The sequence below is a fragment of the Xanthomonas fragariae genome (genome assembly GCF_017603965.1).
Lineage (GTDB): Bacteria > Pseudomonadota > Gammaproteobacteria > Xanthomonadales > Xanthomonadaceae > Xanthomonas > Xanthomonas fragariae_A.
The window spans coordinates 4076172-4087488 of record NZ_CP071955.1; the positions used below are offsets into that span (position 1 = coordinate 4076172).

Genomic DNA, 11317 nt, shown 5'->3' on the forward strand with positions numbered 1-11317 from the left:
GGCGTGAATGCGCAGCTCAGGGTGCCGCAGACGAAGCCACGCACACAGTGATCAGTTGCAACGCGATTGTCGTGCGGAGGCATCGCGCGCTAGCGCCACCACTGGAATGGCTACTGTACGCCCAGGGTTCCGTAGACACTCAAGACCCTCGTTGCGCGTAGCGCCGTTCAAACTAGGTCGCCAGTTGAACCATGACGGCGTTTTGGGTTGTAGAACATCTCGATGTAGTCGAACACCTCGGTGCGTGCGGCCTCTTTGGTGGAATAGATCCGCCGCCTGATCCGCTCGCGTTTGAGCAGGCCGAAGAAGCTCTCCACGGGTGCATTGTCGTGGCAGTTGCCACGCCGACTCATGCTGCACACCAAGCCATGGGACGCCAGGAAACTCTGCCAGTCATCGCTGGTGTAGACAGACCCTTGGTCCGAATGAACCAGGCAACCAGCGTTGGGTTTGCGCCGCCAGACCGCAGACAACAAGGCCTGCACGACCAACTCGGTATCGGCCCGATCGCGCATCGCCCAGCCGACGACCTGCCTAGAAAACAGATCGATCACCACAGCCAGATACATCCAGCCTTCCTGCGTGCGGATGAAGGTGAAATCGCTCGCCCAGGCCGTGTCCGGCTTCGTCACGTCGAACTGTCGGTCAAGCAGGTTGGCCGCCGCCTTTCCCTGCGTCCCACCATGGAAGCGCGGTTTGCGACCATAGCCCACCTGGGCACGCAGTCCCTCGGTGCGCATCAGCCGATGCACCCGATGGCGACTGCAACGCTCACCCAGATCGCGCAGATCCTGGGCGATCTTGCGATGCCCATACACACTGCCGCTCGCCAACCAGTGGTGCTTGATCACTCCCAGCAGGCGTTGGTCTTCTCACTGTCGGGCGAGCGTAACCAGGCGTAGTAACCCGCCCGGTTGACGCGCAATACCCGGCACATGGCACACACCCTGAATTCCCTGCGATGGTCCTGCATGAACGCGTACTTTGCCTTTACCCCTTGGCAAAGTACGCGGCGGCCTTTTTTAGGATGTCGCGCTCCTCGGTCACTCGACGCAACTCTGCCTTCAGCCGCCGAACCTCGGCGCTCTGGTCCGCCTCGGCGCGCTGCACCACGCAAGACTTGCCGAACGTACGCAGCCAGGCGTACAGGCTATGTGTGGTGACACCCAGTCGCTCGGCGACTTCTGCCACCTTGAACCCACGATCGGTCACTTGTCGGACCGCTTCGATCTTGAACTCATCCGTATACCGCTTGCTGCTCATGGACACCTCCGAATCTGCCATTTTCCATGGCCTTGAGATGTCTAGGAAACCCTGGGCGTATCAGGCAGCATTACCCCCTGACCGGTAGAAACTGGCAGCGTGTATGAGTCCACAGAAACTGGTCTATGGCTTCCGCAGTTGGGTTGCTATGCACCTTTCCATGCTCGGCTGCAGTTGGCACGCCCGGCGTGATCGCGCGAGTGTCGGTTACGCAAGTCTCGTGGACGCTCGCTCAACGCACGCCGCACTAGGCCCGGATCGTCGGCAAAAAACGCATCGATGCCGGCATCCAGATACGCCTTCAGCTCGGCCAGTGCGCCAGCCTCGTTACGCTCGGTCACCGCGCCACTGCTGCGATTGTTGACTGCCAGAAAATAATTCTCCGGGCGAAACGTATACGGCTGCACCTGCAAGCCTGCCGCATGCGCGTCGTGCACCAGGCTGGTCGGCGTGCCCAGGCGTTGCTGCGCATCCAGCGGAATGATGCTGCGTATGTCCGGGCCGATCGCATCGGCGTAGCTGGCGATCTGCTTCAGCCCTTCGGGCGCGATCATCTGCCCGTAGGTGTGCGGCGCGGCGTCCACGCCCGCATCGGGCAGCACCATCTGCGCGCCACCCAGCAACTGCAGCAGGCGGATCGTGCTGCTGCGCCCGATCTTGCCGCGCAGGTAACGCAGGTTGCCGGTCTCGAACGACTGGATCACTACCGGCGCGGTCTGCGTGTACGCATGCGCACGCAAGGTCGCCAGCACCTTGTCTTCCATCGCCAGATTCAGCCCACCGAAATAGCTCGGGTGCTTGATCTCTGGAATCAGTCCGATGGTGCGCCCGGTCGCCGCCGATTCCGCTGCCACGAAGTCGATGATCTCGTCGAAGGTGGCGATCTGGAATTGCCCATCCCAACGCGTGCCACGCAACTGCGGAAGACGCTCGCGAGCACGCAGCATCTTCAACTCGGCCAGGCTGAAATCTTCAGTAAACCAGCCTTCCATCGTCTGACCATCGATGATCTTGCGGGTTTTGCGCGATGCGAACTCCGGATGGCTGGCCACATCAGTGGTGCCGCCGATCTCGTTCTCATGGCGCGCCACCAGCACGCCATCCTTGGTCGACACCAGGTCCGGCTCGACAAAATCGGCACCATCGACAATCGCCTTGGCATACGAGGCCAAGGTGTGCTCCGGGCGCAATGCGCTGGCGCCACGGTGCGCAAAGATCTGCACCGTCTTGGCCAGTGGCACCTCTGCCCACGCCGGTCCGCTCATGCCGACCATCATCGTTGCCACTACCAAAACACGATGGAACTGCATCATGCACTTCTCCAACGAAAAAGCAGCGATCAAAACTAACGGCATAACCGTCAAGCGAGCGCCGCCGATGGTCGATGCGGCATGTACGACGCGTACATCCCGCTTACTCCACATCGTCCGCGCCCGCCTGACAACCACTCGCTAAGTCTTGTCAGCCAGTCTAAAACTATCGACATCCATCGGCATCGGAAATCCGTAAGCAGCTACAAGGCTCGCTGTTACGAATCCCCAATCCCGATTCCCTGATCTCCAACTCAGAACTTCGCATCCAAGGTCAAGAACACCTGCAGCGTTGCGCTCGCATGGAACGCCAGCTGGCGGCCATTCGGGTCGCTGTTGGCGAAGGCGGTGAGGTTGGTGACGTTGAGCGAGAGCTTGAGCCCCTGCAGCACGCCGGCCTGGCCGAAGTCGTACCCGGCACCGGCATCGAACGAGGTGTAGCCGCCAAAGCCCTGATCGTTGGTGTAGGTGTAGTAGCGCTGGCCGGTGTACTTGCCGCGCAGGTTGACGTTCCAATTGGCGTGGTTGAAGGCGATTTCGCTAGCGAACATGCGCTTGGGCGTATCGACGGTGATCTTGCCCGCAGTTGGAATGGTCACCTCGAACCTGCTCTGCAGAGAATTCAGCGCTGCAGACGGTGCTGCCAGGCGTGATGCAACAAGGGCCGCAGCAGTGGTGCGACCTATGGACCGCGGACGGAAAGCTGAGGGCGGTCGTTGATCCGACGCCTCACTCCTTGCGACGCTCCAATTCCCGATGACGCCACCTGCCGTAGGTCCAGTCCGCTACGGGCCCGCCCATGCGTAGCGAGTGGGCTGCAGGCGGCGCGCTCGTGCGGATCGACGCCACGCCGATGATCGGCACCTAGCGACACAGCGCCTCTACCTCGTGGCGCTGAGCCTTGCTGCATGCGAAGTCTTGGCGGCCAGGCGGTCAGGCGGCCACGGGCCATAGCCGGACCGGCGCGGCTGCGCCACATCACGCGCGCGCTCCGTTGCAGCGGACACGTGTAGCGAGCACGGCGCTTTACACCTGAAGGGCACGGCGTTTGGCAGTTCATCCAGCCCCTCATCCGTGCAGTGCACCACAGGCATCTGTATCCCGCGTGTGGCCAATGGCTACACCAACCATCTGGGCAATACCTGGCCCGAAAGCCCTGTTTCAGAAAAAAGTTCCGGAAAGATGACATCTCCGCAAATCCCGGGTTAATCTTCAGACAGTTTTCAGGAAAGAGACAGCTATGGCACTCGCCAAGCTGCCTGAAGCGCCCCTCCCCCTCAACTGCTACAGGACAGTTGAGTCCCACGCTTTGCAGTCGTTTGCGACGGTATTCATCAGGAGTAGAGAGGAATGACGCGTCCAGGGATTCGTAATTGGTTGTCCAGGAACATCACGCGCAGTGCCTTGAGCCTGGCGTTGGGTCTGTGTGTCGCCGGTGGTTTGCAGGCGCAAAGTGCGGTTGGCTCCATTTTCGGTAGCGGCCAGCCAGGCAGCACCATTGCCATCCAGAGCCTGCAGACGGGGGTGACTCACTCGGCCACCGCCGCTGCCGATGGCCGATTCACCTTCAGCCAGCTACCTCCGGGCAAATACGTCATCACCTCCGATGGCGTAACTCGCGAGGTCGAGGTCAAGGTCGGTAGTGGCTCGCAGGTGCTGCTGAACAATGACGCCACGACTCTGGACAGGGTCGAAGTGGTGGGCGAGCGTGCGTTCAACCCGATCGATGTGTCCTCGGTGGAATCCACCACGGTCTTCACCGCCGAACAGATGATCTCGCTGCCAGTGGCCAGCGACGTCTCCTCGGTCGCCTTGCTCGCGCCTGGCACAGTCAAAGGCGACAACGGTCTCGGCAATGGCAATCTTGCATCGTTCGGCGGCTCTTCGGTGGCCGAAAACGGCTATTACATCAACGGCTTCGACGTGACCAACATGCGCACGCTCCTGTCGTTCGCTAATGTGCCGTTCCAGGGGATCGCGCAGCTGCAAGTGAAGACCGGTGGCTATGGGGCCGAGTACGGTCGCTCGCTGGGCGGCATTGTAAGCATCGTGACCAAGTCCGGCTCCAATGACTGGCATTACGGTGGCAGCGTCGAATGGGCTCCGGATTGGGGGGCCGCGAAGGGCAAGAATGTGCGTGACCGTGATCCGGATGCTGCAGATCCGCTCTACCAATATCGCAGCGACAACCAGTTCGACAGCACCATCTATTCGGCTTATGCGAGTGGTCCGATCATCAAGGACAGATTGTTCTTCTTCGCCATGGCCGAGGGCCGCAACGAAACGATCAATATTTTCAGATCGGTCAACAGCGAACGTCAGCGCGACACCACGCCGCAAGGTCTGGTCAAACTCGACTGGTACATCAACGACAGCAACCTGGTGGAATTCACCGGCATCTACAACCAAGCCAAGACCAAGTACAGCACCTACGAATACAATCTCGATGCCAACGGCGAAAACCGTTACAACATCGGCCGGCACGAGGCGCCGATCGAAAGCTATGAGATGGAAAACGGCGGCAAGGTCGGCATCCTCAAATACACCGGCTACTTCACCGACAACTTCACCTTGTCGGCGCAGTACGGCTATCTGAGCAACCTGATCGACTCGCGTCTGCCCGCCAATCCTGCCGGCGGCGAATGCCCATGGGCGTACAACTTCGGGTTGACCACCAACACGGTGGATCGCTACATCGGCTGCAACCCGGGGACGATTTCGACCATCGCCGATTTGAACGCCGAACCGGACGAAGACATCCGCAAGGCATTCCGCGTCGATGGCGAGTGGGTGTTGGGCGAGCATCGGCTGCGCTTCGGCGTCGACCAGGAAAACTACGAATCCAGCCATCGCGGTCAGACCTATGCTGGCGGAATCAACTGGGCGTATTACACGGTCCCAGGTACCTCTGTCGCCACTGGCGCATTTGCCGGGCAGCCGGGTCGTACGGTGAACGGTCAATTGGTCCCACGCGGAGCGCTTTACGCACGTTCGCGCGTTTATCAGACCAGTAGCTCCAGCTACGAAAACACCAACAGCGCCTTTTATCTGGAAGACAATTGGCAGGTGACGGAAAACTTCCTCGCTGTGCTCGGACTACGCGGCGAGAAGTTCGAAAACAAGAACGGCGACGGCATTGCCTGGGTCGAGTCCGATTACAAACTCTCGCCACGGCTTGGCTTCTCGTGGGATGTACTCGGTGACGCCAGCTTGAAGTTGTTCGGTACCGCGGGGCGCTACTACATCCCGGTCGCCACGAACTCCAGTATCCGTGCAACGGGCGCGGAATCGACCGTGTCCAACTGGTACTACGTCAACGGCTGGAGCGAAGCAGACGGCACGCCGGTCGGCCAAGGCGCACAGATTGGCGCGACCCAGACCAATGGCTCGCTGGTTGCACCAAACCCGGCCTCGGTTGCATCCACCAATCTTTCGCCCATGTACCAGGACGAAGTGATTCTGGGCGGGCAGCTGCAACTGACGGAAAACTGGATGGCGGGTGTGCGCATGATCCGTCGCGAAGTGAAATCAGGCATGGACGATACCTGCACCACCAACCCGTGGATCGATTGGGCAGCGGATAATGGCTATCCCGATTTCGATCCCAGCTCCGTACCGAGCTGCTATTTCCTTAACCCAGGCAGCGATGTCACTCTCAATGTCGACTTGAACGGCGATGGAGAAGTGGAACTGGCAACCCTGCCGGCCTCGTATCTCGGTCTGCCCGAATATCGGCGTATCCACACCGCGCTGGAGTTCTTCTGGGAGCGCACCGGCGAGAAGTTCAATTTCCAGGGTTCTTACACGTTTGCCAGAACGCGCGGAAATGTGGAAGGCTACGTCAATTCCACCTTGGGGCAGGAAGATCCGGGGCTGACACAGGACTTCGACCACCGGCTATTTACCGACGGCACCTACGGGCCGACACCGAACGATCGCCAACACACCCTCAAGCTGTTCGGTGCCTACCACCTCACGCAGGAATGGCAGTTTGGCGGCAACCTGGTGCTGCAATCCGGTCGCCCGGTCAATTGCCAAGGCTATATACCGCTGGACGACATTCCTCAGCCCGACCAAGGGACGCTGAGCGCATACGGTGGCTCGAGCTTCTACTGCTTGAACGCCGAGGGCACGCGTGTGCTGCGGCAGCGTGGCGACGAAGGGCGTACGCCGTGGACCTGGACGTTCGATCTGACAGCGGCGTACATACCCAACTGGGCCGAGAACAAGCTGCGCATCAAGCTCGACATCTTCAATCTGTTCAACAACGACCGCGTTACCGAGTACAACGAGTTCAGTGAAGCGTCTCGCGACGTGATCAACCCCAACTATCTGAACGACGTCAATTACCAGACGCCGCGCTCGTTCCGGCTGACCGCGCGTTACGACTTCTGATGGATTGATTGCACATCAACTCCAAAATAACCGGCCTCGAAAGAGGCCGGTTTTCTTTGAGCCAACCGCTGCGGATTGTCCATCGCACGCACGCTGCGGCACCGCTTCACTTACCGATACAAAAACTCGAAAAGATCTTGCCGAGCAACTCGTCGGCGCTCAGTTTGCCGGTGATGTCGCCGAGCGCTTCCTGCGCCAGGCGCAGTTCTTCGGCGGCCAGTTCGAGTTGTTCGAAGCGCAGTTGCAGATCGGCGGCATCTGCGTGTTGCTCGGCGCGACGCAGGGCTTGGACATGCCGCGTGCGTGCGGAAAATTCGCCCTCCACACTTTCCACGCCATCGCCCAGCGCAATTTCGCGCAGGCGGGTGCGCAATCGCTCCAGTCCCTGACCGGTCACTGCAGACACCGCGATCGCATCGTGGTCGAGCTCTGTGGCTTCGGTCAGCAGATCGCACTTGTTGTAGATCCACAGCTGACGCGGCACCGTATCGATGGCATCGCCAATCGCGTGACGTGCGGCTTGTGGGTCGCATGCGTCCAGCACCACCAGCGCCAGATCGGCGCGCTGCAATTCGGCATGTGCGCGGCGCATGCCTTCGCGTTCGATCGCATCGCCGCCATCGCGCAAGCCGGCGGTGTCGACCAACGTCAACTCGAAGCCATCGAGCTGGATGGCTTCGTGCAAGGTGTCGCGTGTGGTCCCAGCGACATCGGTGACGATCGCCCGATCGCTACCGGCCAATGCATTGAGCAACGAACTTTTGCCGGCATTGGGCGGTCCGATCAACACCGCATGCAAACCGTCGCGCAACTTGCGCCCGCGTTCGGTATCGCACAATAACTGTGCGAGCAAGCCGCGCGCCTTGCTCAAGCCGTCGCGCACTTGCGTGCCGCCCAGCGTGTCCAGCGGTTCATCGGCGAAATCGATGGCCGCCTCCACATGGATACGCAAACGCGTGAGGCCGTCGCTAACCGCATTGACGCGGCGCGAGAACACGCCATCGAGCGAACGACGCGCGGCACGTGCCGCACGCACATCCCCGGCTGCGATCAAGTCGGCGATAGCCTCTGCCTGCGCAAGATCAAGTTTGCCGTTGAGAAATGCGCGCTCGCTGAATTCACCGGCACGTGCTTGACGCGCGCCCAAGGCAATGCAGCGCGCCACTAATTGCTGTAGCAATACCGGGCTACCGTGGCCTTGCAGCTCCACCACGTCTTCGCCGGTAAAACTACGCGGCGCAGGAAACCACAGCGCAATGCCATCGTCGATCACCTCGTCATCCGCATCGCGAAAACGTGCGTAGCGCGCCTGCCGTGGCTGCAAATTCGTAATGCCCAGGTTCGCGGCAATCTGCGCGGCATGCGGGCCGGATAGCCGCACGATGCCGATGCCTCCGGTTCCGGCGGCACTGGCGATGGCAACGATGGTCGATGGCAAAGAAGACATAGGCAGCAGAGTACGGCGTGTGGTCCGAGACGTTTCTTGCATACGCGCCGGCGCGGCTACTTCGTGGCCGCAATTCCAGAGCGGTGGCATATAGCCTTGCGCGCGATGGATCGATCTTCAATACAGAGATCCGACGCTGCCTGCAGCCTGCTTGCCACAACCAGTCGACACCAACACTCCGCGCACGTTATGCACAGCAAGATGCGATGGACGATGGTGCTTACACGACGGCGTTTTTGGCGATAGAAAGAACAGCTGCGGGCTTTCACACAGAAGGCCCGCCTTGCGGCGGGCCTTCTTGAACTTACTTGGCGTTGGTGTGGATGATCTTGCTCGGCTTTTCGCCATGCTGGCGGATCATCCACCATTGGATCAGCAGACCCAAACCACCGTTGACCACCCAGTACAGCACCAAGCCGGCCGGCATGAAGGCCATCATGACGCCGAACACCAGCGGCATGAACTGCATCATCTTGGCCTGCATCGGGTCCATGCCTGGGGTCGGGGTCAGCTTCTGCGTAGCCCACATGATCGCGATGTTAAGCACCGGCAGGATGAAATACGGATCGCGCGCGGTCAGATCCTGGATCCAGCCCAGCCACGGCGCCTGACGCAGTTCCACCGACTCCACCAGCACCCAGTACAGCGCGAAGAAGATCGGCATCTGGATCAGCAACGGCAGGCAGCCGCCCATCGGGTTGATCTTTTCCTTCTTGAACAGCTCCATCGTCGCCTGCTGATACTTGACGCGATCGTCGCCATAACGCTCCTTCAGCTGCGCCAGGCGCGGCTGGAAGCGGCGCATCTTGGCACCGGACTTGTACTGCGCCGCCGACAGCGGATATAGCGCCAGACGCAACAACACCACCAGACCGATGATGGACCAGCCCCAGTTGTGCAGGAAGCTGTGCAGATGGCTCAGCACCCAGAACAGGCCCTGGCCGATGATGGCCATGATCGAGAAGCGGCTGTAATCGACCACACGGTCCAGCCCCTTTACGTCTTCCCTGGCGATCAGGCTGACCAGCTTCGGGCCCACCCAAAGGCGTGCCTCGGTGCTGGCGGTCTGACCCGGCGCCACAGTAAAGGCCGGGCCACGCAGCTCGGCCACGTCACGAGGGCCGTCCTGAGCCAGCACATACAGCGAGGCCTGATCCTTCTGCGGAATCCACGCGGTGAAGAAATGGTGCTGCAGCAGCGCCATCCAGCCTCCGGTGATCTGGCGATTCAAGCCGCCATCGTCCATGTAGTCCTTGAACGCCCGGCGCTCGTAGCCTCCTTGCGGGCTATACCAAGTCGCACCGTTGAAGCTGAAAGAATCCGGGTTGGTCATACCGCGGCTGAGGATGGTCGGCACCCTGCTCAGCTTGCGGAACACGTAGCCGTTCCATGGCGCGTCACTCTGGTTGATCACTTCATCCTTGATCGAGATCGCATAGCGACCGCGCTCCAGGGTGAAGGTGCGCCGAATTGATACGCCATTGGGGCCATTCCACACGAACGGCACCACTAGGGTGTTCTGCCCCTTGGCCAGCTCGAATGCAGTGCCCGGCTGCTCAGCGCGGAAACCATTCACCCCCGGCACCGGCGAATGCTCGCTGGCCCAGCCGCTGGTGGCGTTGTACGGGTGAGCGGCATCTTCGCTCAACAAGCTGACCGGCGCGTTGCCGTCCTTGGTCTGCGGAAACTGCAGAAGTTCGGCGTCGAGCACGCTGCGGCCATCCAGCTTGAGGCGCAGCACGTCCGAGGTCAGGGTGACGACAGGTGCAGCGCCGGCAGCGGCAGGTACCGCCGTGGTGGTAGTGGGTACCGCGCCCGGCGCGCTGGCCTGTGGAATGGCCTGGGCGGCAGGCACATTGGCCGCCGAGGCGATCGCATCCAGATCGCGTGCGGCCGGAACCGACTGTGCTGCAACCACGACGGGCGCATTCGCAACCGCCTTGTCCTTGCCCCACTCCATCCACAGCAGCGCCGCGACCATCAGCCAGGCAAAAATCAGGAAAACACGGGTCTGGTTCATCGGGCAGCAACTCGCTCAGTCGGAACTGGGTTCCGGCTCTGTCGGGGAAGGGGAGGATTGGTGCATCGTCCTGGCGGGCGGCATTGTGCCGGGCGCAGCTGGCATGGGCAATGCGCCAGCACGACGCAGCAGACGCAAAAAGGCGTCACGAATCTGTGGATTGGTTGCCTTGGCAGCTGCCGAGCGCGCCACAATCACATAGTCGCCGCCAGCCAGCTCTGGCAATAGGTGCCGCATGGCGTCGCGCAGGACACGTTTGATGCGGTTACGTCCGACTGCACGGGCATCGACTTTGCGCGACACCGCCATGCCCAGGCGCGGCGGTGTCTCACCGGTACGCCAGTGCAGGCTGAGCAACGGGTCGGAGGTGCGGCGTGCGGTATCGAAGACGACCGTATATTGCGCACGCGTACGAACCCGCGCAGAGCGAGGAAATCGCCTGCACGGGTTCGGTGCGTTCACGGTAGGGACTGCCTCGGCCGCAGGGAGCGGCGCGGCAATCAAGCGCTCAGGCGCTTGCGGCCCTTGGCGCGGCGGCGAGCCAGGATCTTACGGCCGTCGGCAGTTGCCATACGTGCGCGGAAGCCATGGTCGCGTGCTCGCTTGAGGTTGCTGGGTTGGAAAGTACGCTTGGTGGCCATGGGGCCCTCTGCATGAATGAAGTCGAATATGACAAGAAATTTTATAGGGCCGCTACAGGCCGGGTCAACTCCCCAGACGCGTCACTGCAGGCGATGCTGGCCCAAGCCTGTGGATGAGCCTGTGAATAAGTCTGGGAAAACCCTGCCCTCAGTGCTAGTGTGTTGCATCCTCTTTTCACTACCGGGCTGTGAGCACGGCGCTTTTCTGCGCGCCACAGCCGGCAACAGATGATCACACTTT

5 protein-coding genes, 1 other RNA gene and 3 pseudogenes are annotated in these 11317 nt (G+C 61.0%); 2 read left to right on the top strand and 7 right to left on the bottom strand.

The window, feature by feature from the left end:
* Window positions 1-139: 139 nt before the first annotated feature.
* Window positions 140-1263, bottom strand: a pseudogene (locus J5I97_RS19460) (IS3 family transposase).
* Between the two features lie 230 nt (window positions 1264-1493).
* A pseudogene (locus tag J5I97_RS19465) lies at window positions 1494-2576 on the bottom strand (glycerophosphodiester phosphodiesterase); the annotation flags it as partial.
* Between the two features lie 78 nt (window positions 2577-2654).
* Between J5I97_RS19465 and J5I97_RS19470 the strand changes: the two are divergent.
* A non-coding RNA gene (locus J5I97_RS19470) (sX9 sRNA) lies at window positions 2655-2730 on the top strand.
* A gap of 97 nt (window positions 2731-2827) precedes the next feature.
* Here J5I97_RS19470 and J5I97_RS19475 read toward each other — a convergent pair.
* Window positions 2828-3172: pseudogene (locus J5I97_RS19475) on the bottom strand (TonB-dependent receptor domain-containing protein); the annotation flags it as partial.
* A 751-nt stretch (window positions 3173-3923) separates the two neighbouring features.
* On the opposite strand from J5I97_RS19475, the gene J5I97_RS19480 reads away from it, so the two are divergent.
* Window positions 3924-6968, top strand: coding sequence for a TonB-dependent receptor (locus J5I97_RS19480; protein ID WP_208588256.1), 3045 nt, complete (start codon window positions 3924-3926; stop codon window positions 6966-6968).
* A gap of 106 nt (window positions 6969-7074) precedes the next feature.
* On the opposite strand, the gene mnmE is transcribed toward J5I97_RS19480, so the two are convergent.
* The 4 genes from mnmE to rpmH all read right to left on the bottom strand — a co-directional run bounded on the left by mnmE (window position 7075) and on the right by rpmH (window position 11076).
* The gene (gene mnmE, locus J5I97_RS19485; RefSeq protein WP_208588257.1) at window positions 7075-8415 is read right to left on the bottom strand and encodes a tRNA uridine-5-carboxymethylaminomethyl(34) synthesis GTPase MnmE; all 1341 of its coding nucleotides are present in this window, start codon (window positions 8413-8415) and stop codon (window positions 7075-7077) included.
* 304 nt (window positions 8416-8719) lie between these two features.
* Window positions 8720-10435, bottom strand: a complete 1716-nt coding sequence (yidC, locus tag J5I97_RS19490; protein WP_208588258.1) for a membrane protein insertase YidC — start codon at window positions 10433-10435, stop codon at window positions 8720-8722.
* 15 nt (window positions 10436-10450) lie between these two features.
* Complete coding sequence (gene rnpA / locus J5I97_RS19495; RefSeq protein ID WP_208588259.1) at window positions 10451-10897, bottom strand: ribonuclease P protein component; 447 nt, start codon at window positions 10895-10897, stop codon at window positions 10451-10453.
* 38 nt (window positions 10898-10935) lie between these two features.
* Window positions 10936-11076: a 50S ribosomal protein L34 gene (gene rpmH / locus J5I97_RS19500; RefSeq protein WP_002805908.1), complete on the bottom strand. Its 141-nt coding sequence runs from the start codon at window positions 11074-11076 to the stop codon at window positions 10936-10938.
* Window positions 11077-11317 lie beyond the last annotated feature (241 nt).